A 23,729-nucleotide genomic window follows, 5' to 3' on the forward strand; every position below is an offset into this window, starting at 1 on the left:
GCGACGCGGGCGCGTCGGCGCCCGAGTACGCCGGGGTCCGCGGGGTCGCGGGCGGGGGCGGCGCCGCCAGTGCGACTGAGGGCGGTGCGGGTGGCTTCGACAGCTCCTACAGCAATCCCGGCCGGGGCAACGGCAACGCCGGAACGTACGGTGCCGGTGGTTCCTCTCGCTTCTCCGGGTCGCCGTTCCGCGGCGGCGGAGGCGGGGGCGGCGGTGTCTACGGCGGTGGCGGTGGCGGCACCGGTCAGTACTACGGAGCCGGCGGAGGCGGCGGCTCGAGCCTGGTGCCGGACGGCGGAGAGCTCTCGCTTGCCGACCGCACCGTCGACCCGACCGTGACCATCACCTACGACGCGGGACCGGTCACCCAGGTCGCCGTCGGCGTCGCCGACTCCACGCTCGTCTCGTCGGGCGAGGACTCCACCACGGTCACCGCGACCGCGACCCTCGCGGACGGCACCCCGGTCCCGGGTCTGGAGGTGCTGTTCGACAGCACCGACCCGGCCCATTCGCTGGGCCCGGTTTCCGACCACGGCGACGGCACCTACTCCTCGACCCTGACCGGGTCGACCACCGTCGGCGTTGCCACGGTCACCGCGACGGCTCGGGGCAGCGTCCGCGAGCATGACGTGTCCGGGACGACTTCGGTCACGACCGAGGGCTACGAGCTCCGTGTCGCGCCCATGAACGACCTGGTGGGTACGGGCTCTGACGAGGTCACGGTCCGGGCGAAGGCGACCAGTGCAAGTGATGTCGGCGTCGATGGTCTCGGCGTTGCTTTCACCAGCACCGATCCCGGTCACACGTTCAGCGCCGTCACCGATCACGGCGACGGGACCTACTCGGCGACGTTGACCGGGTCGACCACCGTGGGCGCCTCGACCATCAGCGCGAGCGCGCCGGGCGCGACGTCCTACGGCGCCGAGGTGACGACCGAGGGCTACGCCGTCACGGTCCTGCCTATGCCCAAGGCCCTGCTCGCGACCGGGAACGACACCGTGCCCGTGACGGCCACCGCACGCTCCACGAGCGGCCGGCTGCTCGCAGGCCTGGACGTCTCGTTCACCAGCACCGATGCCAAGCAGTCCTTCGCCGAGGTCGTCGACCGGGGCGATGGCACCTACGCGACGACCCTGACCGGGTCGACGACGCCCGGTGTGGCGAGCATCCGCGCCGTGGTGAAGGGCGCGGGCACGCCCGAGACGCCGGCCGTCGAGCTGGTCACCGACCCGTACGCCCGCCCCACCGTCAAGGCGACGCTCAGTTCGTCGGCTCCCGCCCGCCGTGGGTGGTACCGGACCCCGGTCACGGTGACATTCGCCTGCACGGGGACGCTGCCCCTGACGACGGCGTGCCCGGCGCCGGTGCGACTGGCCGCGAACGGCCGCAACCAGGTTGTGAAGCGCTCGGTCGCCGACGCCCTGGGCGCCGTCGGATCCGTCAGCAGCCCGGGGGTGAACATCGACCGGACCGCCCCGAAGCTCAAGGTGCGGGGCGCGCGCTCCGGTGCGAAGTACCCGAAGGCCCGGCGGCTCTCGTGCCGGGCGTCCGACACCCTCTCCGGAGTCGCGTCCTGCAAGGTCGTGACCTCCAAGCGGAAGTCGCGCAAGGGCAAGGTCGTCACGTGGCGCGCGACCGCCGTCGACCGCGCCGGCAACACGAAGATCGTGAAGGGGAAGTACACGATCCGGGTGAAGAAGCGCCGCTGAGGCTGGACGAGCGTCGGCGGTCGTGACGCCGGCGATGCTCGGGCGGTGGTGAGCAGAACGCGCCATCGAGAGTTCTTCCGGCGCGTAGGGAGTCGATGACCCTCAAGCTCAGGATCTTTCACGCCATGAGGTGGTCAGCCGGGTCCACGACCGGAAGCGCGAGTCACTGGAGCGCGACGGTCTTAAGCGGCGAAGTGACGCGGGATGACAAGCTGCACTCCCGCCCGTTGCCCCTATCGTTACCGCGTGGACGATGGATGGGGAACCCTGGCGGGCGCGGGAGTTCTTCTCGCGCTGACGTCGCTGGCATGGCAGCTCTGGTACGCAGTCCGGATCGATCGACCGCGTCTTCGGGTTAAAACCGCGGACATGCGGATCGTCGGACCTGGCACGCCACCGTTCGACGTGATCGCAATGACCGTTACGAATGTGGGAAGGCGAGCAACAGTTCTGCAAACGGTGCACCCGACTCTTGGCAGGCACACGTTCTTCGACCGAGTGTGGCCCGCGGGTGCGCGACCCAAGGGCCTCCTCGGCATCAAGAAAGTTCTGCCCTTTGCAAGTGGCGACCTTCCTCAGCTGAATGCGCCTGCCCGTCTTCCCACGCGCTTGGAGCCTGGAGATGAGGTGACAATCTATGTCCGGACATCGCATGTTCGTCAGGCACTTCATGAATCGCACATGACTCGCCTCCATGCGGTAGCGAGCGCATCGACGGCCGGCTCGCGTGCATCGCGATCAATCCGTCTCGATCTCGACAAACCGTAAGACTCGCGGCGAAGTGGGGCGCCTGTGGGTTCCCGGAACTAGCTACCCGACAACCCAGGCTGACGAATAGTCAGCGACTTTCGGTGCCGTCGTTGTACGGGTCGGGCAAGCCCTCAGGCATGCGATCCTGCGCCGGGATGATTACGGGGTCGTGGCGGCGGGCGAGCATGCGACGTTGAGTCTCGGCTGCGCGGGGATCGTTGTCCGTGTCGTCGTTGCCGTCGATTCCCACCAGCCATGTGAGACCACGATCGACCTCGGAATTTTCGTCCTGGCTGTAGAGGTCTGACACCAAGGCGATGGCGTAGGTCAGCAGACCACCTGTCTGTCGTTGCGCCCAATCGATCACTTGAAGGACGTCTGCCCCAATGACGTCGTAGGTATCGGTCCAACCGGAGATCGACGATTGGCCACTTCCGTGGAGGTAGACCCGGAAACGAGGATGGTCATCCTCCCAGGAACTGTCGCGCTCATCAACGCGCACGATTTCGAAATCGCTCACATTCGCGATCCTCGCAGCCACACCTGTACGGGATGCTGGCGTTGCCAGATTCACTAGGCCAAACGCGGCCGAACGTCTCAACGAAGGGAACGGCTTAGTCTCGGATCGGATTGAGCCCATCCAAGGCGAAGCGCATCCGATTTAAGATCCGGGTCTCATTGAACGAGGCGGTCGCGACTCGCGCAAAGTGCGGAGGATCCGCCAAGCCCGTGTGCCCCTCGCCAGCGCACGGGCGGAAACGTGCAACCTTCCTACCTTTTCAGATCTGCACGGAAGTTCACGGGATCGCGCCGTTGGATGTGAACAGCATCCTCTCCCGGTCGCCGGACATCTGGGAGACCTGAGCGCCCTCACATCGAAGTCGTCGCTCTGATGAGTTCACTGCCTGGACAACGCCCTCGCGAGTTTCCCAGACCCCAATCGTGCCGTCGTAACTCGCCGACAGCACAAGCGAGCCAGCCCCAACCAGAGCTCTTATCGGGCTAACCAGCTCCGCATCGACACCGGCGACTCTGCTCCGCTGCGAACGGACGTTGACGACTGCTCCCATGCTGGTGCCACACAAAACGACCGAGCCATCATCCGCGGGCTCGGCGGGACTTTGGCGGACATGCACCGCAGTGCAGCCCTTGATCGCGAGTTCGAACCTGTGCGTCTCGCCGTCGCTTCGGATGGAACTGAAGCCGTCGTTGCTCAGGAAGAAAACGGCCTGTGACCCCCACCGGCAATCGTGCGAAGTAGTGGGCAGGTGCACCGTCCAGACCGGTTCGCAAGACTCAAGGTTAATAAGAGCGGCGCTCAGACCGGCGTACTCATCCGTATGCAAGAGCCCAATGTAGTCAGGTCCGACGAGGTCCGCCTCGAGCATCGAGCTCGCGGCCCTAAACTGAAACGCGACTGTTGCAGACTTCTGGCCTTGCTCGACGACCGTGATCTGACCGTCACCGACGACGAGACTGGCACTCTCATTCAGAGCGAAAACTCGCCGAGCTCTCAGCATGCCCAACTCAACGCTGATTTCCTCAAACGTGACTTCGCCTGAGCGGTCAACGTGCAAGTTCACCAGCCCACCTTTTGACGTTAGGCCAAGAAATGAGCCGGAACGGGTGTCGGTTCCCGCATGGTGAAGATCGATGATTCGTTCTCCCATGCCCAGATTCGCGTCCGTGAGGTCAGCGCCACGAAGGTCCGAATCCCGAAAATCAGTCGACGAGAGGTTCGCTCCGCGAAGGCTTGAGGTTCGAAAGTCAGACTGCGTTAGGTTCGCTCCGACGAGTAGGGCGCCATCCAGTCGAAGACCGCGCCACGACTCGCCCGAAAAATTGCCGCCGACAGCGTGATACATGGATATGGAAGAACCGCCAATGGTTCCTGTGTCGTCTATGTCCATTCGCGAAGAGCGCGCGACGCTCGACAGTACGGTTACTGGGTCGCGCAACTCGTCAACCATCAGTCGGAAGAAGGTAAGAATCTCCGATTGCACCGGCAGTTCACGCATGAGGGCACGTGTCGCTTCGAACGCGCGAGGATGAGCAAGAGCCCGCACGACTGCCCGTGCGACGAAGTACTCCTTCATGCTTCGATGGAAAAAGTCCACCAGCCAGCGGTCCTCTGTTTCTGCGTGGTTGCTTCGGCGAACGCGTCTGAGGAGCGACCTTCCGCCCACACGGACAGTTGCGTCGCTATTCAGTTCCGGGTTCTCAGCTGACCTCCACAACAATTGCGCCGCTCCGCCTTCGTCTTGGAGGAAGTCCCTCAGATCGACGAGCGCCTCACCACGACTATGGATTGCTACCGCGATCTTCTCGAGTAACTGCAGGGCTTGGGAGAACAGCTCGTCATCGGTCAACGAGTCACTCGGGTCCCGAAGGAGCTCGGGCTTACGCCGGAAACTCTGCTCGACATAGGTTTCATAGAGGATCCGCTCGTCAAAGCGGTCCTCAGGCAGGTCGGGAAGCGTGGTCTTGATCATCTCGAGGAAGAGAACCTTTCCCGCAAGACCAACCGGATCGTAAAGTTCCTTTATTCGATCGAGTTTGGGACCGAGTTGATGGGCACCCGCGAACTCCCGAAGGTGATTAACGGTTTCTCGCCGATCAGGCTGTGCGAGTTGGAACTCCGTGGGATGCCTCAGTCTGTCGAGCATCTTCTGGCGATCGCGATCCGAAATGAAGAAGCTCGGTCGAGTCGTAACGAGTACTGAAACTCCGGAGAGCTCCCGGAGAAGATCGTCGACCTTCCGAAAGTTCTCTCGCACGGTGGACGGATCTTGGGGGACGGACATTTCGTCCATGCCATCCAAGACGACAAGAACCCTCCATTGCTGACTTAGGCGAGTCCAATCGCCTCTAGAGATGCCAATGCGCTCCAACTGATCTTGTAGGAACAAGGTGGCGGACTCGAGCCGGCGGAAGTCCTTGAGAAAGAAACGGAAGGGGATTGGATTCGCTGGCGCAGGGTCGGAAAGGAAGCGCTCCCGAAGCGTGTTGCAAAAGGAAACGGTGAAGAAACTCTTGCCCTCGCCAAAATCCGCAGTGAGCAATGCTGTGGAACCATTTGGAGTCGGCTGGAGCGACGCCAGGATCGCCTCGTCCAAGGGGAGGGCGAGCGGTCGGCCATCGGAGTCGAGTCCTCGCCGAGATATGTGATGGGCGAGAAGCGAAACCCATTCCCGCTCGTTCGGTTGGAGAAAGTTACCGGGCGAATCGAGATAGTCGGCGACGGAAGCGGGGACGCGCGGGACCGGGCGGAGGCGGTTGGTGAAGTCTTCGACCACCTCGGCAGAATCGACATCCGGCACGAGCGCATCCGCCCCGTAGACATCGGAATAGGCCGAAGGGTCGACCGCCAGTAGCCTTCGAACCCCATTCTGCGGCGACCAGAGTTGAATCTGGAATGGGAACCGCCTATTGGCGTTCCACTTCTGGACCTGAAGATCCAGTTCGTTCGAAGGGTCGCTATGAGGTGAGATCAAAATCCAGTGGTCGACAGGTTCGTGGTCGTAGTAGTTCTCTGCAGCGAGCAGTTTCTCGGAGATGTCTGCGAGCCTGACTGCTCTTCGGTAGTTCTTGCACTCAAGCAGGCAGGTCGATCTGACCTTGGCGGCTCTAGCCCGGATGATGACGTCGGTACCGAATTGCGTGCCAGACAGTTGCTTACGGAGTTCCAGCATCGAGAAGCCTGTCGCATCCCGGGAAAGGTCGAATAGTCTTCCGAGGACGCCTACGACGCCATTTTCGAGTACGGCCCCCGTCTCCTGCGGCGTCCGTGAACGAGTCGAGTTGCTTCGACCCCCGGTGCTGGCGGACGATTTCTGTTTCGCGGTGATATCAGGATCCTCGCTGCCATCCATTCTCAGACTGTTCGCCGCCAGGGCGTTTCCGATGAATAACGATGAATGGACGCTCGTGGCCCTCCAGAGTTTCATGGCGAAGACAGCCAAGGCCGGTTGCTCGGTGGCGAGCTCGCGGCTGCAGGGCAGCGTGCCCATCGCAATGGCTTTCTCTGCGGCAATCCCTGCTTGGTCTAGGGCGAGCACGTACTCCTCGCATGAGAGTGACTCCGCTGCTCGAATCGCTGGTTCAAGCCTGCGATCTTTTCCGACCAGAATCCCGTTGGCCCAAGCCCATTGACCCAGCGTGACGCGGGACGCCGGGTCCCAAGTCATCGCCTCCATCACTTCGCGGCCCGAAGCAACGTGTGCATCTGACAGTTCTAACTCCGCCTCGTTGAGGAGCACATCCCAACTCCCCGCCAAGGGGTTCTCGTTGAAGTCGTGAAAGTCGCGAAAGACAAGCATTGAATCCAGCGCCGCGTCGCGTGTAGCCGTAGCATCAATCGACCCGTATCCATTGCGTTTGATCATTCGAAGCCCGGCACGCTGGAGCGCTAGGACCACATCACTCAGTAAGTCGCGAGGGAGCCGGTCCAATTCCTCAAGCAGCGACGAATCAGTTCGAGGCTCAGCCGCAGCGGCCGTCCGAGCTAAGTCGTCTGAAGCCCTAGTCGACGTCATGTCCTGCAAGTCTGTGCTCTTTGCGTCATCACTCACGGCGTCAGTTGATCACGCGCGCGACCCGCAAACGGCATTTTTCGCAAGCGCGCTACTGGTCGGGCCTGAAGCAACGACTTTGTCGCTGGACGCCGCTACTGCATTATGGGCGAACTGGGTCGCCTTGCCGGCTCCCGCTCGTTCCTAATGACCCGCCGTCGCGACGGCCAGGGCCGTCTCCGCGGCCGCGACACCGGCTTGGCGGTCGACAGCGACCAACCCGATCCGTGTCCGCCGGTCCAGCAGGTCGTCGACGGTCAGGGCTCCCTCGTGCGTGACGCCCCAGATCAGCTCAGCCAACGTCGGGCCGTCCTCACCGACCACGGGCGCCAGCACCTCGGCCTCGGTCTGACCGGTGACGGCGACCGCGTTGGCCAGCACCTCGGGAGCCTCTGAGCCGTACCGACGAATCAGCCGCGCAGGCGCTCCGGACGGCACCGGCCCCGCGCCGATGAGTGGCAGGTCGTGCGTGCGGCACGGACCCGCCGCGAGTGACGCATGCTCGACAGCAGCGTCCACCGCGTCCTGCGCCATCTTGCGGTAGGTCGTCAGCTTGCCGCCGACGATCGTGAGGACACCGGTCTCGGACGTGAGCACGGCGTGCTTTCGCGACAGGTCGGCCGTCCGCCCGCCGGCGTCCAGCAACGGACGCAGTCCCGCGAACGTGCCCACGATGTCGTCACGGGTGAGCGGCTTCGCCAGGACGCCGTTGATGACGTCGAGCAGGAACGTGATCTCGGCCTCCGAGCCTTGGGGCACGTCGGGGATCTCGTCCTCGACCTCCTCGTCCGTCAGGCCCACGTAGATCTGGCCGTCAGGCTGGGGGAGGGCGAACACGAAGCGGTTCGTCTCGCCGGGCACCGGGGCCGTCAGCGCCACCGTGAGTCCCGGGATCGAGTCGCCGCGCAGGACGAGGTGCGTGCCGCGGCTCGGCTTCAGCTTGAGGCCCGGCACGACGTGGCCCGTCCAAACGCCGGCCGCGTTGACGACGGCCTTGGCGCGCACGGAGTACGTCGTGCCGGTCATCTCGTCGCGCAGAGTCGCCGAAGTGCCGGTCACGTCGAGAGCGCGGGTGTGGTTCAGGATCGTCGCGCCCTCGCGGGCCGCGGTCCGGACCAGCGCCGTGACCAGTCGTGCGTCGTCCTCCAGCTGGCCGTCGTACGCGATCAGTGCGCCGCGCAGGTCACGCGGATCTACGGAGGGGCACAGCTCCGCAGCCTCGGCGGCACCGATCTTCCGCGGTCGCGGCAGCACCGCTCGCGGTGTGCGCGCCACGGCGCGCAGCGCGTCACCGGCCCAGAAGCCCGCCCGCGTCACGGCCGCCTGGGCACGCGACATGCGCGGGCCCAGCGGGATGAACGTGGCGATCGGACGCACCAGGTGCGGCGCCGTCCGGGTCATCAGGATCCCGCGCTCGACGGCGCTCTCGTGGGCGATGCCCACCTGCCCCTTCGCGAGGTACCGCAGCCCGCCGTGCACCAGCTTGGAGCTCCAGCGCGAGGTGCCGAAGGCGAAGTCGTGCGCCTCGACCGCCAGCACCGTCAGCCCGCGGGACGCAGCATCGAGGGCGACCCCCGCGCCGGTCACTCCCAGGCCGACGACGAGGACGTCGACCTCATCGGGGAGCGACGCGAGGTCGGCGGCTCGGCGGGCGGCGTTCAGGGCGGTCATGGTGCGAGGTACCTCTCGATCAGTGTCCTCAGCTCGGCGTCGAGCTCCTCGAGCGAGAGCTCGAAGGTCCGCGCCGACAGGACGAATCCGTAGGTCGTCAGCAGCAAGGTCTGGGCGAGCAGGCGCGCGTCGCCGGCGCGGACCTCGCCGCGCTCCTGAGCGTCGCGCACCTGTAGCTCCAGCAACTCGAGGGCAGCCGCCTGGTTCCGGCCCAGCCGCTCGAACAGGTAGGGCAGCAGCAGCTCGGGATCGACCTCGATGATCTTGAGGAAGAGCTCGTTCTCGCGCAGGGTCGCAACGGTGCGCGTCATCCCGTCGGCGAGGCGTCCGCCGGTGAGGGCAGCGTCCTCGAACAGCTGACCCCACTCGCGGACGAGCAGGTCACTCAGCAGGGCGCCGGTGTCGGGCCACCGCCGGTAGATCGTCATCCGCGACACCCCGGCGCGCCGGGCGATGTCGGTCAGCGTCGCGCGCCTCCAGCCCAGCTGCACGATGCACTCCCGGGCTGCGTCCAGGTACCGCGACTCGGGCCCGGGCGCGAGCGTGGTGCTCATCGGCGCGAAGGGGTGTGACAGATGGACAACATGTGTAACACTGTAGCGCATGACGAGCCCCATGCACTGGAGCCGCTGGGGCGACCCGGCCAAGGTCCATCCTGTGTCCGCGTCCACCCGCGGCCTGATCGAGGCCTTCGTCGGTCCGGTCGAGGAACGCCCGACCGTCGCCCTGGACGACGTCGCCCTGCCGCCCATCGGACTCGCGGGGGACCTGCTCGGCGGACTCCGTGCGCTGGTCGGCGACGACCACGTGCTGACCGATGACGAGTCCCGCGTCCGGCACACACGCGGCAAGTCCACCCCCGACCTGCTGAGGATCCGCGGGGGAGACGCCAGCGACGCACCGGACGCTGTCGTTCGTCCCCAAGGCCACGACGAGGTCGCCCGTGTCGTGCGCTGGTGCAGCGACGAGCGCGTCGCCCTGGTCCCGTTCGGCGGAGGCACCTCCGTCGTCGGCGGCCTCGTGGCGCGGCGCGAGGGATACGCCGGCACGATCGCCCTCGACCTCACCCGGATGAAGCGCCTCGTCGCGGTCGACCACGAGTCGATGACCGCGACGCTCGAGCCCGGACTGCTCGGTCCCGAGGCCGAAGCACTCCTGACGTCCGAGGGCGTGACCCTCGGGCACCATCCGCAGAGCTTCGAGTACGCCTCGATCGGCGGCTTCGCCGTCACGCGCTCCAGCGGCCAGGCCAGCAGCGGCTACGGCCGCTTCGACTCCATCGTCGTCGCGCTGCGCGTGGCCACGCCGATCGGCGACCTCGAGCTGGGGCAGTCGCCCTCCAACGCGTCCGGCCCCGACCTGCGTGAGCTGATCATGGGATCGGAGGGAGCCTTCGGCGTCGTCACCGAGGTCACGGTGCGGGTGCGCAACGTGCCGCCGGTGAAGGTCTACGAGCACTGGCGCTTCCCGTCCTTCCTCGAGGGCGCCGCCGCGATGCGTGCCCTGAAGCAGGCCGGCATCGCGCCGACCGTCCTTCGCCTCTCCGACGAGCTCGAGACCATGGTGAACCTCGCGGACCCGTCCTCGGTGGGCGCCGAGAGCCAGCCCGGCTGCCTCATGGTGACCGGGTACGAGGGCGACCAGGCCACGGTCGACCGTGAGCGCTCGGTCGTCTCGGCGGCGCTCAGCGACCTCGGCGGCACCAGCGACGGGATCGACGAGAGCTGGGCCAGCGGACGGTACGACGGCCCCTACCTGCGTGACTCGCTGCTCGACATCGGCGTGCTGGTGGAGACCCTCGAGACGGTGACCTACTGGTCGCAGATCCCGGCGCTCTACGAGGACGTCAAGACGGCGCTCGCCGGCTCGCTCGGCAACCCGATCGTGCTCTGCCACATCTCGCACGTCTACGAGACGGGCTGCTCGCTCTACTTCACCGTCGCCGTGAAGATGGACGGCGACGGCATCGACCAGTGGCTCGCGGCCAAGGCGGCCGCGTCCGACGCGATCATCGCCGCGGGCGGCAGCATCACGCACCACCACGGCGTCGGCACCGACCACAAGCCGTGGCTGGCGCAGGAGATCGGTCCCGTCGGCGTCGAGATCCTGCGGGCCGTCAAGGACCGCCTCGACCCGGCCGGGGTGCTCAACCCGGGCGTGCTGGTCCCATGAGGTCGTTCCGCGTCCTCGTCAATCCCGCCTCGGGCGGCGGCAAGGCGCTCGACCGGGTGAAGCCGGTCGCCCAGCAACTGCGCGACCGCGGCGCGGACGTCCAGGTCGTCGTGAGCTTGGGCCTCGACCACTCGGTGGAGGAGGTCGGCGTCGCCGTCGCGCTGGGCCAGACGGTCGTGGCTTGCGGGGGCGACGGCATGGTCGCCTCGGTGGCCGGCGCGGTGATCGCGCGGGACGCGGACTTCGGCATCATCCCCAGCGGTCGCGGCAACGATTTCGCCCGTCAGCTGGGCCTGGTCGACGCGAAGCCCGAGACGACTGCCCGGACCCTGCTCGAGGGAACGGCGACACCGGTCGACGTGATCACGGTGGGGGAGCGGGTCGTCCTGGGCAGCGTCTACGCCGGAGTCGACTCGCTCGCGTCCGAGATCGTCGACCGCGCCCATCGGCTGCCGGGTGCGCTGCAGTACCCGTACGCCGCCGTGCGGTCCCTGCTGACCTACCAGCCCACCACGTACTCGCTCACGGTCGACGACACGGAGATCTCGCTCGACGCCTTCTCGATCGTGATCGCGAACAGCGGCTACTACGGCAAGGGCATGCACGTTGCGCCCAGCGCCGTGGTCGATGACGGCGTGCTCGACGTCGTCGTCATCCCGAAGGCGTCGCGACTGACCCTCATCCGCCTGATGCCCAAGATCTACGACGGCAGCCACGTCGACGTGCCGCAGGTGCGCACGTTCCGCGGCCGGTCGGTCACCATCTCCTCGACCGGCGACGTCGTCGCCTACGGAGACGGAGAGCGGTTGACCGAGTTGCCGGTCACGGCGACGGTGGCGCCAGGGGCCTTGCGCGTGCTGGTGCCATGACCTCGACTGACGCCATGCCGCACGCACCGATCCTCGCCGCGAGCGCCGTCATTCTGGACCAGGACGGCCGCCTCCTGCTGGTCCGTCGTGGCCGGCCGCCGGGACGCGGACTGTGGTCGGTCCCCGGTGGGAAGGTCGAGCCGGGGGAGCCGCTCGAGGAGGCGGCCGCCCGCGAGGTGCTGGAGGAGACCGGCCTCGTCGTGACCGTGGGGCCGGAGCTGTGGATGGTCACCATCCCCACCGGCGACGGACGCGAGTACGAGATCCACGACTTCGCCGCCACCGTCGTCAGCGGCGACCTGCGCGCGGGCGACGACGCGGACGAGGCGGCCTGGTTCAGGCCCGAGGAGATCGAGCACCTGCCCCTGGTGGACCTGCTGCTCGACCACCTGCGGCGATCCGGCTACGTGCCCCGGTCAGCCCGCCCGTGAGATCGTGAACGCGCACAGGAAGCCGATCGTGGTGAGCAGTCCCGCGTAGAGGTGCGTGCGCTCGAACGCCTCGGGGATCATCGTGTCGGCCACCATCGCCAGGATCGCTCCGGCCGCCACTGCGGTGATCGCCGCGATCGTGGTGGGCGAGGCGTCCTCCAGCAGCAGGCAGCCGCTCATCGCCGCCAGCCCGCTGGCCACCGCTATCCCGCCCCAGACCCCGAACACGTAGCGAGCCGAGCGGCCGTTGCGCTTCATGCCGGCCGCGCTGGAGAGTCCCTCGGGCAGGTTGGAGACGAAGATCGCTGCGAGCACTGGAACCCCGACGCCGCCGCCACCCACGAGCGACAGGCCGAGCACGACCGACTCCGGTATCCCGTCGAGGAGCGCGCCGATCGCAATGGCTGTGCCGCTACCGGACTGCTCCTGCTCCGACGCCTGCTCGGCACCCGACCGCTTCCGGTGCCGGGCACCGCGGCGGGCCAGAACCAGGTTGGCGGCCACGTAGGCCAGGGAACCGCCCAGGAACCCCAGGACGGTCGGCGTCAGCCCGCCCATCGCCTCGGCCTCGTCCACGAGGTCGAAGGACAGGGCCGAGATGAGCACGCCGGCGCCGAACGCCATGACCGACGCGACCACCCGACGGGGCACGGACACCGCCCATGCGACGGCGGCACCGATCACCAGCGCGCCGCCGGCCAACAGCCCCCACAGGCCCGCCTCGATCCACACCGGCACCGTCGCCCTCCTACGCACTCGCTCGCTGCCTCGATCCTCGCCCATACGTCACGGGAGCGCGGTTCGAGCGCTCGGCCCCGGAGCCGTCCGAGGCGTGCCCTGTGTGAGCATCGAGTCATGAACACGACTCCCCGACGTCCCCGTCTCCTCGCGCCCCGGATCGTGATCGCGGCCCTGGCCCTGGCGGCCGTCTCGGCCTGCGGCTCGTCCGACGACACGAAGGACGACGCCGCGACCGAGTCGACGCCGAGCGCCGTCGCCACCACGGCCGAGCAGGAGTCGAACCCGCAGCTCGAGTCGTACGTCGACAAGGTCCGCACGCAGTCCGAGGGCGAGATGGCCCGCTTCGACGACCTCTACAGCGACTTCCAGGTCTCGGCCGAGGGCGACGACACGCTCGTCTACGACTACACGTTCGCGAACGAGGTCGACCCCGCCGCGGCGAAGACCCAGATCGAGGGCACCCGCAGCGTGCTCGAGGGCGCGGCCAAGGCGATCTTCACCGAGATGGAGGCGGCCGGTGTGCAGGACCCGAAGGTTCGCTGGACCTACCGCAACCCCGACGGCGCCGAGCTGGTCTCGATCCAGCTGCCCTGATGCCGCACGTCCTGGCCATCAGCCGTGACCGGACCCACCGGTTCAGCAAGGTCCCGGCCGAGTCGATCGAGCTCGTCGCCGGCATCGGCGTCCTGGGCGACGCGCACGCCGGGACGCTCGTCCAGCACCGGTACGACGTGCGCAAGGACCCGAACCGGCTCAACCTGCGTCAGGTGCACCTGATCCAGTCCGAGCTCTTCGAGGAGACCCGGGCGCGCGGGTACGACCTCGGGCCGGGTGACCTGGGCGAGAACGTCCTGACCTCGGGCATCGACCTGCTCGGCCTTCCCGAGGGCACCCTGCTGGACCTGGACGGGCCGGTCGTGAGGCTCACCGGACTGCGCCACCCGTGCGTCCTGATCAACCGGTTCCGGCCCGGGCTGATGAAGGTCATGCTGGAGAAGGTCGACGGCGAGGTGATCCGCAAGGCCGGCGTCATGTCGGTCGTCGAGCGCGGGGGAGTGGTGCGACCCGGAGCCGCGGTGACCGTCACGCTGCCCGATGGCGCCCACCGGCCGCTGGCTCCGGTGTGATGAGGGCAGGACCGTCGCGCGATGATGGCGCGATGAGGATCACGGGTCTCGTCGTCACCACCGCCGATGTCGCCGCGACCAGTGAGGCGTGGGAGCGCCTCGGCGTCGACCTCGCGGTCGAGATCGTCTCGGGCGACCCCGGCCTGGCCGCGGTCGTGCTCGCCGTCGAGGACGTCGCGGCGACCGAGCGGCTGCTGCAGCGCCGCGGGCTGTCCGGCGACGCCGGTGGGTTCGACCTGGGCGGGACGACGTGGCGCCTGGCTCCTGCGTCCGAGGCTGGTCAGCGCGAGGGACTCGCGCTGGACCACGTGGTCGTGACGAGCGGGGACGCCGTGCGTGCGGCTGCCGACTTCGGGGCGCGGCTGGGGCTCGACCTGCGGCTGGACCGGCACACCGACTTCGGCTACCAGGGCCTGTTCCTGCGGTGTGCGGACGCGATCGTGGAGGTCGTCGTCCCGCAGGATCCGCCTTCGGGACGGGATGCGTTCAGTGGCCTGGCCTGGCGGTGCGAGGACATCGCGGCGACCCGCGCGCGTCTGGTCGACGCGGGTGTCGAGGTCTCCGAGCTCCGCCGGGGGCGCAAGCCCGGGACCACGGTCGCGACGGTGCGCGATCGGGACCTCGCCGTCCCGACGCTCCTAATCGGTCCCGTCGCCGACTGACGTCGTATCAGCGCCCCGCCGCGCCCGCTCCTCACCGGTGAGCGCAGGAGGTGGGTCGCATGCCGGTCGAGTACCACGTCGGGTGGTGGAACCTCGAGAATCTCTTCGATGAGCAGGACGCCCCGCTGAGCCGCCGCCCCGACAAGGTGAAGCGCGCCCTCGGGCAGTCCCTGGAGGGATGGACTGCCGCGCTGCGCGACCGCAAGGTCGACCAGCTCGCCGGGGTGATCGCCCAGATGAACGGCGGCGCCGGCCCGGACCTGCTGGGTGTCTGCGAGGTCGAGAACCGCTTCGTCCTCGAGCTGCTGGTCGCGAACGTCGGCCAGAGACTGCCGGGGCGCACCTACGGGATCGCCCACGCGGACACCGATGACGCGCGCGGCATCGACGTCGCCTTCCTGTACGACGCGACGGTCTTCGAGGTCCCGCCGGACGAGACGTTCTTCCACGTGGTCATGCGCCGCAACGCCACCCGCGAGATCGTCCAGGTGAACTTCCGGACCCGTCACGGCGGCCGGACCTGGGCCGTCTTCGGCAACCACTGGCCGTCGCGCAGCGGCGGCCAGTACGAGTCCGCCGGCTACCGCGACATCGCGGGGGAGACGCTCGCGTACTTCCACGAGCGCGTCCTCGAGGTCCACGGTCCCGACACGCCCGTGCTGGCGATGGGGGACTTCAACGACGAGCCGTTCGACGTGTCGCTGGTGACGCACGCACTGAGCACCCGGCAGCGCAACCGGGTGCGGAACGCCGAGATCCCGCTGCTGTGGAATCTCGCCTGGCCGCTCATCGGCGGGCGATCCGGGCAGCCCGACGGCACGTTCTACTGGCAGAACCAGCCCAACATGCTCGACCAGGTGCTCGTGAACCGTGCGATGACGGGGGACTCGGCCCTGCGGGTGGACGAGGCGTCGGTCCAGATCCTGCGATTCCCCGGGACGTCCGATGACGGCGAGTACCCGTGGCCCGTCCCCTTCGGCGGCATGGGCCACGCCGTCGACCAGGACGGGTTCTCCGACCACTTCCCGATCGCGGTGCGCGTCACCGAGACGGACTGATCCACGGCCTCGAGATCGGTGCGTCCGGACGGGGCTCGCAGTGCTGGAACTGTCGTAGTGTCGGAATCAGGATCATGTGGTCCCGAGCCCGATGGGAGGCGGATGCGATGACCATGGAGATGCCTCCGGGCGCATCCTCGCCGTCGGACCAGCCCGATCCGCTCAGCCTGGCCGGTGCGGTGCTGGCACTGTACGAGGCGGCCGACAGCGACCAGACGATCGAGCGCGTCACGAGCTACTCACGGGCCGCGACCGGCTGTGACGACGCGGGCGTGATGGTGCTGCTCAGTCGCCATCGGATCCGGACCGCAGGGGCGACGAGCGCCGTGGTGAGTCGCGCCCATGACCTGCAGGTCGAGTTCGACGAGGGACCGTGCCCGGCCGGCCCGGAGCGGGCCGAGACCGTCCACATCGAGGACACGACAACGGATCCGCGGTGGCCGAGGTGGAGCAGCGCGGTGGCCGGCCTCGGCTACCGAAGCGTCCTCAGCGTCCCGCTGCTGACCCGGGGCCGGCGGTACGGCTCGCTGACCACGTTCTCGCACGAGGCCCGGGCCTTCCACGAGGAGGACCTGGCCGTACTGACGATCCTGGCGCGCCACGCCTCCGCCTCGCTGGCGACTCATCTGGACATCGAGCGACTGCAGTTCGCCGTCGAGGCGCGAAAGCTCGTCGGCATCGCGATGGGGATGATGATGGAGCGGTACGAGCTCGACACCGATCACGCCTTCGACGTCCTGCGACGCATCTCCGAGGCCGAGGACCTGACGCTGCGTGACGTGGCGTGCCGGGTCGTCGACCGACGGTGCTCGCCATGGACCTGATCGAGCGCCGCGTCGCGGACGAGCACTGGGCGTACGCTGAGGCCGTGGAAGCACCTCGTCCGGACATCCGGCTCGCACCGGCCGCCCGGACCGGATCGAGAGCCCGCCCATGACCGAGACCTACGACCACGTCATCTCGCGGCTGGCGTCGATCCTGGCGTCCCTGCAGGACGTCGACCCGCTCGTCGAGCGTCTGTGCGAAGCCGGACGGCGGATGCTCGAGGCGGACGGCGCGTCGATCGTGCTCCCGACCGAGCCGGACATCCGGGTGACGGCCTGCTCCACCGACGCGCTCGCCGCGACACTCGAGGACCTCCAGGTCGTCGTGGGGCAGGGGCCCACGCCGACCGCGCTGGAGTCGGGCACGGTGAGCAGGGCCGACCTGTCCAGCGGTGACGACGTCGGGTGGCCGCTGTTCCGCGAGCGTGCCTCCGAGACCGGCTTCACCGGGATCCTCACCGCCGTGCCGCTGGTCTTCGAGCACCACGTGGTCGGGGTCCTGAGCACCCACCGGGGGAAGGGAGCCGAGGTGGACGCCGACGTCCACCGGTTCCTCGGTGCGGCACTCGCGGCGGCGCTGCTGGAGGACCCCGAGACGGCACTCGGCTTCACCGACGAGGAGGAGGGGTGGTCCTCCCAGGCGAAGGTGCACCAGGCCACCGGGATGGTGATCGCCCAGGTCGGGGTACGCCCCACGGATGCGATCGCGCTCCTGCGCGCCCAGGCGTTCTCGGCGGGCACCACGCTGCTCGAGGTGGCCGAGCACGTGATCGGGCGCCAGATCAACTTTCGGAACTTCACGGTGGAGGGTGACTGAGATGGACACCAACGGCGCCGCTCACGCACTGGCGCGAGTTTCAGCAGAGCTCACCGACGGCCACAACGTCGCGGGTGGCCTGGTCGTCCTGCTCCGCAGCTGTGGCGCGTTCCTGGACACCCAGGCCACCGGCATCCTGGTCGAGAACTCCCGTGGCGCACTCGAGCTGCTCGGGGCGTCGAGCCACGAGGCAACCGAGCTCGAGGTCCTGCAGGCACAACTGGACGAGGGTCCTTGCGTCGACGCCCACGCCAGCGGTGAGGGGGTGCAGGCCGCGGGCCTGCAGGAGTGCCTCACGCGGTGGCCGCGCTTCGGCCAGGCCCTCGAGAAGTCCGGGTTCGCCTCGGTCCACGCCTCGCCGGTGCGCTGGCAGGGGGCCGTGATCGGCGCCATGGGCGCGTTCCGCAAGTCTGACCGGCCGTTCGCGCAGGACGAGCAGCTCTTCGCCCAGGCCTTCGCGGACCTCGCCTCCGTGATGATCGTCAGCACTGGCGAGCTGTCGGCCGACGACCTGCGGGGGCGACTGGACGAGACGCTGGCGAGCCGGATCGCGATCGAGCAGGCGAAGGGGGTGCTCGCCGAGCGGCGCGACATCTCCATGGCGCAGGCCCACGAGCAGCTGGTCGACGAAGCCAGCGCCGCCGGCCGCCCGCTCGCCGAGTGGGCCGCCTCGGTGGTCTCCGACGCCCACCGGCGCTACTCGACGTAGCCCCGGCCCACCATGCGCGGTCCGGAGAGACGCCGCTCGAGCCTGCCCGCCTCGCGCTTGATCGGGCGCGCGACGTACTGGCCGAGGATCACACCCGCCGCGAGCGCCAGGGCCGTCGCGAGTGCCGAGGCCAACTGGAGCACGCCGTCCTTGCCCTCGGCCAGCAGGGCGAGTCCCCGGTAGACGTCCAACCCCGGCAGGAGCGGCACGATCGCCGGGACCACGACCACGAGCGGCGGCACGTGGAAGCGGCCCGCCGCGAGATGGCAGACGGCACCGATCACGATCGCCGCCGCGGCCGCGCCCCACGTCCGCCCGATGGCGGAGGTGTCGACCGCCAGCACCACGGCCTGTCCCAGCGCACCCACGAGCCCGCCCGCGATCAGCGCACGCCATGGTGCGTACGACGCGTACGCGAAGGCGGACGCGGCCAGTACCGCCCCGACGACGGTGACCCCGGCCTCCGCCAGCCCGGCGGCGCCGACCGTGACATTGAGCAGGCCGACGCCCAGCAGGTCGCCGACCGTCAGCCCGGCGGCCACCCCCGCGATGATCCCGGCGGTGTTGAGGAACGCGTCGATGACGCGAGCGGCGGCGGTCACGGGGAAGCCGGTGAGCGCGTCCTGGGTCGCGCCCAGGATGCCGACGCCGGCCAGCAGCATGACGATGCCGGCCGTGACGACCCGAGACGGGTTCACGTCCAGGGCCGTCGCCGAGGCACCCACGGCGACCATCGTGGCGACGAAGCCACCCGCGGCCTGCTGGTAGAACGAGGGGATGCGCTGCGGTGGCAGCAGCCGCTGCGTGGCGTCGATCCCGCACGCCGCGACGAACGCCAGCAGGCACACCACGGGCCCACCACCCAGCGTGAGCGCGATCCCGGCACCCATGAGCCCCCACCCGAGGGTCACGGCCCCGCGGTGCCGCTGGTGACCCGTCGACACGATCCGCGCCACGCGGTCCCGTGCCTCGCTGCGCGTGACGGTGCCGGCGACGAGGTCGCTGACGGTCTCGTCGACCTCGATCAGGTCGGCGTAGTCCACCGGCCGCCGGTTGACGCGCCGCACCTGCAGGGCCGCCGGCTCGTCCCGGCTGGGCTGGTGCCGCAGGGTCAGGTCGACGAAGGTGACGTCGGCCGTCACGTTGCGGACGCCGCAGGCCCGGGTGACCTCCAGCATCGTCGCGGTGACGTCCGCGGCGCCCGCGCCCGAGGAGAGCAGGACCTCACCGACGCGCAGGGCCAGGTCGAGCGCCTCGTAGACCTCGCGCCGGTCGGTCATGCGTAGCGTTCGAGGAACAGCGCCTCCGCCAACGCCATCGACGCGATCTCGCTCGGGTCGACGCTCTCGTTCGGGGCGTGGATGAGCGCCATCGGCTCCTCGACGCCCATCAGGATGATCTCCGCCTCGGGGTACAGCTCGGCGAAGACGTTGCACAACGGGATCGAGCCGCCCTGGCCCAGGTGCGTCATCTCCACCCCGAAGGCCTCCTGCATCGAGGCGGCCAGCGCGCGGTACGCGGGTCCGTCCGTCGCGGCCTCGAAGGGCGAGCCGGTGGCCTCGATCTCGACCGTGCAGTGGACACCCCACGGTGCGGCGGACGTCAGGTGCTCGGTCAGGGCGCGGGTGGCGTCCTCGGGCGTGATGCCCGGCGGGATGCGCAGGTTGAGCCGCGCCGCCGCCTTGGGAACCACCGCGGCCGCCGAGCCGACCACCGGTGGGCAGTCGATGCCGAGGATCGTCAGCGCGGGACGGGCCCACAGCATGTCCGAGACGCTGCCGCTCCCCAGCAGGCTGACTCCGTCGAGCACTCCGGCATCGGAGCGGAACTGGTCGTCCGGGTACGGTGCGCCGGTCCACGCCTGGGTGTTGTCCAGGCCGCGGACGACGGTGTCCCCGTCCTCGTCCCGCAGGGTCGAGAGGACGTGCACGAGCGCCGCCAACGCGTCCGGTGCGGCGCCTCCGAACATGCCCGAGTGCAGCTCGGTGGACGCCGACTCCATCGTCACGACCAGGTTCACCATGCCGCGCAGGCTGACGGTCGCGGCCGGCCTGCCGACCGCGGCGTTCCCGGTGTCGCACACCAGGATCGCGTCGGCACGGAACAGGTCGGGATGGGCCGCGACGTACTCCTCGAGGCCACCGGTGCCCTGCTCCTCCGACCCCTCGACCACCAGCTTGAGGTTCACGCCGCGACTGTCGCCGAGGGCGCGCAGGGCCGCCAGGTGCATCACAATGTTGCCCTTGCAGTCGGCGGTGCCGCGGCCGTACCAGCGGCCGTCCACCTCGGTCATCTCGAAAGGGGGAGTGCGCCACGCCTTCTCGTCCACGGGCGGCTGGACGTCGTAGTGGGCGTAGAGCAGGACCGTCGGCGCGTCCGGTCCTGCACCCGGACGGGACCCGACGACGGCGCGACTGCCGTCCGCCGTCTCCTCGAGACGCACGTCGAAGCCGACACCGGCGAACCGGTCGCGCACCCAGGCCGCGGCTCGCTCGCACTCCTCGGGCGGGAACTGCCGGGGATCGGCCACGGACCGGATCGCCACCAGCTCCGCCAGCTCGTCGTGGGCCTCCGGCATGAGCTCGGTGATCCGCTGTCGCAGGTCCATGGCTCAGTTGCCCACGTGGTCGTCGGTCTCGAGGTCCTCGGCGAACTCGCGGAACTCGTCGAGCTCGTCGGGGCAGTAGACCTCCATGATGAGCAGCTGGCCCTGGATCACCCGGCTGTCCGCGATGACCGGCCTGCCTCCCGGCCCGGTCGCGCCGTTCACCAGCAGTGACAGCGCGGTCGCACGCTTGAGCGCCGAGTTCGGGTCCTCGCACACGGCGCCGCCGTCGTCACCGAGGACGGCGGCGATCCGTTCGGCGTCAGGGGAGCGGGCACCGGCCTCGTCCAGGGCGAGCACCAGCTCGTCGGCCTTCTCCTGGGCTCGATTGCTCTCGCGAACGTCCTCGAACAGCAGCAGGGCGACGATGGCCGCGACCGCCAGGAGCACGCAGGCGGTGATGTAGATCCACGACCTCTCCCGCGAGCTCTGGCTCTCCGTGTGTGTGCTCATGACGCGATCACCTCGTCGGGCTCGGGCTGCCTCCACGAGGGCTTGCGGAAGCGGTAGAACAGGAATGGCACGACCAGGCCCAGCCCCAGCGCGCCGCCGCCGACGACGGCGAAGTACACGCCCGCGTTGCCGGACGCGAACTGCGACGGCGGGATGAACCCGACGAGCAGGGCCGCCAGCGACGCCGCGAAGCCGACACCGCACATGCCCACCAGCATCGGTGCGCGATAGCCCCGCGGATGGTCGGGATGCTTGCGTCGCAGCTGGACCGCGGCCACGAACATCAGCAGGTACATGATCAGGTACACCTGCGTCGTGATGACCGAGAAGATCCAATAGGCGCTGGAGACGTCGGGGATGAGCGCGTAGGCCAGTCCGATCACCGTGGTGACCAGGCCCTGGACGACCAGGATGTTCTGCTGCACGCCGTTCTTGTTCAGCTTCTGCAGGAACGGCGGCAGGTAGCCCTCCTGCCGCGAGATCAGCAGCAGGCCCTTCGACGGTCCGGCCAGCCAGGTCAGCATGCCGCCGAGCGATGCGGTGACCAGCATGATGCCCACGATCGGGGTCAGCCACTGCCAGCCGAAGTTCGCGAAGACGGCGTCGAACGCCTGCATCACACCCGCGGTGAGCGACAGCTCCTCGGCCGGCACGATCCAGGCGATCGCGAGGGCCGGCAGGATGAAGATCGTCAACACCAGGCCCATGGCCAGGAACATCGACTTCGGGAACTCCTTGGCCGGGTTCTTCAGCGATCCGACGTGGACCGCGTTCATCTCCATGCCGGAGTAGGACAGGAAGTTGTTGACGATCAGGACGAGGCTGGAGAGTCCGGCCCACGCGGGCAGCAGGTTGTCCGAGCTCATCGGCGCGGCCGACTCGTTGCCCTGGCCGAGGAACACGACGCCCAGCAGCACCAGTACGACGCCCGGCACGAGCGTGCCGATGATGAGGCCGCCGCTGGCGAGTCCCGCCACGCCCTTCGTGCCGCGCGCGGACACCCACACGCCCGACCAGTAGACGACGATGATGACCGCGGCGGTCCACACGCCGCTGCTGGCCAGCGCGGGGTTGAAGACGTACGCCAGCGTGCTGGCCACGAATCCCAGCAGGCTCGGGTAGTAGAAGATCGTCATCGCGAACTGGCACCAGACCGCGAGGAACCCCGCCGGCTTCGAGATGCCCTCGGAGACCCACTTGTAGATGCCGCCCTCCCAGCCCGATGCCAGCTCGGCCGAAACGAGCGACGTGGGGAGCAGGAAGACGACCGCCGGCAGCAGGTACAGGAACACGCAGGCGAGGCCGTAGACGGCCATCGTCGGCGCCGCGCGCAGGCTGGCCACGGAGCTGGTCGTCATCATCGCCAACGCGATCCACGAGATCCACTGCGTCGTGGTGGCCTTGGTGCGGGCGGCTCGCACGGGAGCACGGTCGGCGGGGATGTCCGCGGTGCTCACGGCTCGCCTCGGGGCACTGGTGAGGTGGTCATGTGTCCGAGTTTCGTGCTGTCAGCGCGCCTGTTCCTCACCCGTGGCGGGTGACCTGCGGTCACTCGACGACGGCCAGCGACCGGTCCGTGGTGTTGAGGCGACGGCCGCCGTCGGCGGTGACCGTGACGATGTCCTCGATCCGGACCCCGAAGCGCCCGGCGAGGTAGATGCCCGGCTCGACCGAGAAGCACATGCCCTCGACGAGCGGCAGCTCCTCGCCCTCGATCATGTAGGGCGGCTCGTGCGTGGTGGTGCCGATGCCGTGCCCCGTGCGGTGGATGAACTGCTCGCCGTACCCCGCTTCCGTGATCACCCGTCGCGCGGCACGGTCGATGTCCTGGCAGGCGGCCCCCGGCGCGACGGACTCGACGCCTGCCTGCTGCGCCAGTCGCACCACCTCGTGGACCTCGCGGACCAGCGCCGAGGGCTCGCCGACCGAGACGGTGCGGCTCGTGTCCGAGCCGTAGCCGTGCATCAGGCCACCGAAGTCCAGCACGACGGCGTCGCCCTCCTCGATCGTGCGATCGCCGGCCTCATGGTGCGGGTTGGCGCCATTCGGGCCGGAGCCGACGACGGTGAAGTCGACCTGCTCGTGGCCGAACTCGCGCAGGAGTCGCGCCAGATCGGCGGCGACGTCGGTCTCCTTCCGGCCTGCGAACCGCAGCGTGAGGATCTCGCCGTAGGTCGCGTCCGCCGCGGTGGCCGCCGCATCGAGCCGGGCCAGCTCCGCCTCGTCCTTGACGGCGCGCAGCATCGGCAGGGCCCGGCTCACTGGCTGGAAGTCGATGTCCGGCACCGCGGCCTGGAGTCCGAGCAGGTGCAGGGCCCACGCGGAGTCCGAGATGCCCAGGGCGCGGCTGCCGCGGATGAGGGCGCCGGCCCGCGCGAACGGGTCGTCCCCGTCCGCCCAGTCGTCGAGGCGGAGTACGTCGGCCGCTGCGGCCGCCTCGGCGTCGGGTCGCTCGAGGGACGGCACCACCAGCGTCGGTTCGCGGTCCGCGGTCAGCACCAGGGCGGTGAGCCGCTCGGTGATCGCGGTGGGCCGGTACCCGGTGAGCCACACCAGCTCC

At 68.8% G+C, this 23,729-nt stretch carries 21 protein-coding genes; 11 read left to right on the forward strand and 10 right to left on the reverse strand.

Translation table 11 applies throughout. The annotated features are described in order from the left end of the window. Positions 1 to 1,709, forward strand: a 1,709-nt coding sequence (locus RT323_RS10820) for an Ig-like domain-containing protein (RefSeq protein WP_313408149.1), incomplete at its 5' end; no start/stop codon positions are given. 838 nt (positions 1,710 to 2,547) lie between these two features. Here the strand turns inward: RT323_RS10820 and RT323_RS10825 are convergent. The 4 genes from RT323_RS10825 to RT323_RS10840 all read right to left on the reverse strand — a co-directional run bounded on the left by RT323_RS10825 (position 2,548) and on the right by RT323_RS10840 (position 9,255). Then, positions 2,548 to 2,979, reverse strand: a complete 432-nt coding sequence (locus RT323_RS10825; protein ID WP_313408151.1) for a hypothetical protein — start codon at positions 2,977 to 2,979, stop codon at positions 2,548 to 2,550. Positions 2,980 to 3,256: 277 nt separating this feature from the next. Beyond that, positions 3,257 to 6,844, reverse strand: coding sequence for a pentapeptide repeat-containing protein (locus tag RT323_RS10830; RefSeq protein WP_313408153.1), 3,588 nt, complete (start codon positions 6,842 to 6,844; stop codon positions 3,257 to 3,259). Between the two features lie 330 nt (positions 6,845 to 7,174). After that, positions 7,175 to 8,701: a glycerol-3-phosphate dehydrogenase/oxidase gene (locus RT323_RS10835; RefSeq protein ID WP_313408154.1), complete on the reverse strand. Its 1,527-nt coding sequence runs from the start codon at positions 8,699 to 8,701 to the stop codon at positions 7,175 to 7,177. Beyond that, positions 8,698 to 9,255, reverse strand: coding sequence for a helix-turn-helix domain-containing protein (locus RT323_RS10840; protein WP_313408156.1), 558 nt, complete (start codon positions 9,253 to 9,255; stop codon positions 8,698 to 8,700). Before RT323_RS10840 ends, RT323_RS10835 begins: the two co-directional genes overlap by 4 nt. A gap of 49 nt (positions 9,256 to 9,304) precedes the next feature. Here RT323_RS10840 and RT323_RS10845 point away from each other — a divergent pair, with 49 nt between their 5' ends. The 3 genes from RT323_RS10845 to RT323_RS10855 are packed head-to-tail and all read left to right on the forward strand — an operon-like array spanning position 9,305 to position 12,173. After that, the gene (locus RT323_RS10845; RefSeq protein WP_313408158.1) at positions 9,305 to 10,873 is read left to right on the forward strand and encodes an FAD-binding oxidoreductase; all 1,569 of its coding nucleotides are present in this window, start codon (positions 9,305 to 9,307) and stop codon (positions 10,871 to 10,873) included. Next, positions 10,870 to 11,742 carry a YegS/Rv2252/BmrU family lipid kinase gene (locus RT323_RS10850; RefSeq protein WP_313408160.1) on the forward strand — a complete coding sequence of 291 codons (873 nt, stop codon included), beginning with the start codon at positions 10,870 to 10,872 and terminating at the stop codon, positions 11,740 to 11,742. The genes RT323_RS10845 and RT323_RS10850 overlap by 4 nt, the downstream gene beginning before the upstream one ends. Next, on the forward strand, positions 11,739 to 12,173 hold the full coding sequence (locus RT323_RS10855; RefSeq protein WP_313408163.1) for an NUDIX hydrolase: 435 nt from the start codon (positions 11,739 to 11,741) through the stop codon (positions 12,171 to 12,173). The genes RT323_RS10850 and RT323_RS10855 overlap by 4 nt, the downstream gene beginning before the upstream one ends. Here the strand turns inward: RT323_RS10855 and RT323_RS10860 are convergent. Next, positions 12,159 to 12,911, reverse strand: a complete 753-nt coding sequence (locus tag RT323_RS10860; protein ID WP_313408165.1) for a ZIP family zinc transporter — start codon at positions 12,909 to 12,911, stop codon at positions 12,159 to 12,161. The genes RT323_RS10855 and RT323_RS10860 overlap by 15 nt on opposite strands. A gap of 117 nt (positions 12,912 to 13,028) precedes the next feature. Between RT323_RS10860 and RT323_RS10865 the strand changes: the two genes are divergently transcribed. The 7 genes from RT323_RS10865 (at position 13,029) to RT323_RS10895 (ending at position 18,111) form a co-directional block, all read left to right on the forward strand. Further along, on the forward strand, positions 13,029 to 13,508 hold the full coding sequence (locus RT323_RS10865) for a DUF4854 domain-containing protein (RefSeq protein ID WP_313408168.1): 480 nt from the start codon (positions 13,029 to 13,031) through the stop codon (positions 13,506 to 13,508). Beyond that, positions 13,508 to 14,041, forward strand: coding sequence for an MOSC domain-containing protein (locus RT323_RS10870; protein WP_313408170.1), 534 nt, complete (start codon positions 13,508 to 13,510; stop codon positions 14,039 to 14,041). Before RT323_RS10865 ends, RT323_RS10870 begins: the two co-directional genes overlap by 1 nt. A gap of 32 nt (positions 14,042 to 14,073) precedes the next feature. Beyond that, positions 14,074 to 14,703, forward strand: a complete 630-nt coding sequence (locus RT323_RS10875) for a VOC family protein (protein WP_313408172.1) — start codon at positions 14,074 to 14,076, stop codon at positions 14,701 to 14,703. A gap of 59 nt (positions 14,704 to 14,762) precedes the next feature. Next, on the forward strand, positions 14,763 to 15,761 hold the full coding sequence (locus RT323_RS10880; RefSeq protein ID WP_313408175.1) for an endonuclease/exonuclease/phosphatase family protein: 999 nt from the start codon (positions 14,763 to 14,765) through the stop codon (positions 15,759 to 15,761). A 107-nt stretch (positions 15,762 to 15,868) separates the two neighbouring features. Further along, positions 15,869 to 16,585 (forward strand): GAF and ANTAR domain-containing protein, encoded by a 717-nt coding sequence (locus RT323_RS10885; protein ID WP_313408177.1) that lies wholly within the window; start codon positions 15,869 to 15,871, stop codon positions 16,583 to 16,585. A gap of 109 nt (positions 16,586 to 16,694) precedes the next feature. Further along, positions 16,695 to 17,402 (forward strand): GAF and ANTAR domain-containing protein, encoded by a 708-nt coding sequence (locus RT323_RS10890; RefSeq protein ID WP_313408180.1) that lies wholly within the window; start codon positions 16,695 to 16,697, stop codon positions 17,400 to 17,402. Position 17,403: 1 nt separating this feature from the next. After that, complete coding sequence (locus RT323_RS10895; RefSeq protein WP_313408181.1) at positions 17,404 to 18,111, forward strand: GAF and ANTAR domain-containing protein; 708 nt, start codon at positions 17,404 to 17,406, stop codon at positions 18,109 to 18,111. Here the strand turns inward: RT323_RS10895 and RT323_RS10900 are convergent. From RT323_RS10900 to RT323_RS10920, 5 genes are all read right to left on the reverse strand, one after another. Continuing rightward, positions 18,099 to 19,391 carry a threonine/serine exporter family protein gene (locus RT323_RS10900; protein ID WP_313408184.1) on the reverse strand — a complete coding sequence of 431 codons (1,293 nt, stop codon included), beginning with the start codon at positions 19,389 to 19,391 and terminating at the stop codon, positions 18,099 to 18,101. The two genes, RT323_RS10895 and RT323_RS10900, sit on opposite strands and share 13 nt — an antisense overlap. After that, entirely contained in the window at positions 19,388 to 20,719 is a 1,332-nt protein-coding gene (locus RT323_RS10905) for a dipeptidase (protein ID WP_313408186.1), read from the reverse strand. Before RT323_RS10905 ends, RT323_RS10900 begins: the two co-directional genes overlap by 4 nt. Before the next feature lie 3 nt (positions 20,720 to 20,722). After that, on the reverse strand, positions 20,723 to 21,169 hold the full coding sequence (locus tag RT323_RS10910; protein WP_313408187.1) for a hypothetical protein: 447 nt from the start codon (positions 21,167 to 21,169) through the stop codon (positions 20,723 to 20,725). Continuing rightward, positions 21,166 to 22,626 (reverse strand): APC family permease, encoded by a 1,461-nt coding sequence (locus RT323_RS10915; protein WP_313408190.1) that lies wholly within the window; start codon positions 22,624 to 22,626, stop codon positions 21,166 to 21,168. Before RT323_RS10915 ends, RT323_RS10910 begins: the two co-directional genes overlap by 4 nt. A gap of 91 nt (positions 22,627 to 22,717) precedes the next feature. Then, positions 22,718 to 23,729, reverse strand: a 1,012-nt coding sequence (locus RT323_RS10920; protein WP_313408192.1) for an aminopeptidase P family protein, incomplete at its 5' end; no start/stop codon positions are given.

Source organism: Aeromicrobium sp., assembly GCF_032084975.1.
Lineage (GTDB): Bacteria > Actinomycetota > Actinomycetes > Propionibacteriales > Nocardioidaceae > Aeromicrobium.

What these genes read in the sequence shown, in the direction of transcription:
- RT323_RS10830 (WP_313408153.1), bottom strand. Translation starts at nt 6,844, where the DNA reads ATGATCAAACGCAATGGATACGGGTCGATTGATGCTACGGCTACACGC.
- RT323_RS10835 (WP_313408154.1), bottom strand. Translation starts at nt 8,701, where the DNA reads ATGACCGCCCTGAACGCCGCCCGCCGAGCCGCCGACCTCGCGTCGCTC.
- RT323_RS10840 (WP_313408156.1), bottom strand. Translation starts at nt 9,255, where the DNA reads ATGAGCACCACGCTCGCGCCCGGGCCCGAGTCGCGGTACCTGGACGCA.
- RT323_RS10845 (WP_313408158.1), top strand. Translation starts at nt 9,305, where the DNA reads ATGACGAGCCCCATGCACTGGAGCCGCTGGGGCGACCCGGCCAAGGTC.
- RT323_RS10850 (WP_313408160.1), top strand. Translation starts at nt 10,870, where the DNA reads ATGAGGTCGTTCCGCGTCCTCGTCAATCCCGCCTCGGGCGGCGGCAAG.
- RT323_RS10855 (WP_313408163.1), top strand. Translation starts at nt 11,739, where the DNA reads ATGACCTCGACTGACGCCATGCCGCACGCACCGATCCTCGCCGCGAGC.
- RT323_RS10865 (WP_313408168.1), top strand. Translation starts at nt 13,029, where the DNA reads ATGAACACGACTCCCCGACGTCCCCGTCTCCTCGCGCCCCGGATCGTG.
- RT323_RS10870 (WP_313408170.1), top strand. Translation starts at nt 13,508, where the DNA reads ATGCCGCACGTCCTGGCCATCAGCCGTGACCGGACCCACCGGTTCAGC.
- RT323_RS10875 (WP_313408172.1), top strand. Translation starts at nt 14,074, where the DNA reads ATGAGGATCACGGGTCTCGTCGTCACCACCGCCGATGTCGCCGCGACC.
- RT323_RS10880 (WP_313408175.1), top strand. Translation starts at nt 14,763, where the DNA reads ATGCCGGTCGAGTACCACGTCGGGTGGTGGAACCTCGAGAATCTCTTC.
- RT323_RS10885 (WP_313408177.1), top strand. Translation starts at nt 15,869, where the DNA reads ATGACCATGGAGATGCCTCCGGGCGCATCCTCGCCGTCGGACCAGCCC.
- RT323_RS10890 (WP_313408180.1), top strand. Translation starts at nt 16,695, where the DNA reads ATGACCGAGACCTACGACCACGTCATCTCGCGGCTGGCGTCGATCCTG.
- RT323_RS10895 (WP_313408181.1), top strand. Translation starts at nt 17,404, where the DNA reads ATGGACACCAACGGCGCCGCTCACGCACTGGCGCGAGTTTCAGCAGAG.
- RT323_RS10900 (WP_313408184.1), bottom strand. Translation starts at nt 19,391, where the DNA reads ATGACCGACCGGCGCGAGGTCTACGAGGCGCTCGACCTGGCCCTGCGC.
- RT323_RS10905 (WP_313408186.1), bottom strand. Translation starts at nt 20,719, where the DNA reads ATGGACCTGCGACAGCGGATCACCGAGCTCATGCCGGAGGCCCACGAC.
- RT323_RS10910 (WP_313408187.1), bottom strand. Translation starts at nt 21,169, where the DNA reads ATGAGCACACACACGGAGAGCCAGAGCTCGCGGGAGAGGTCGTGGATC.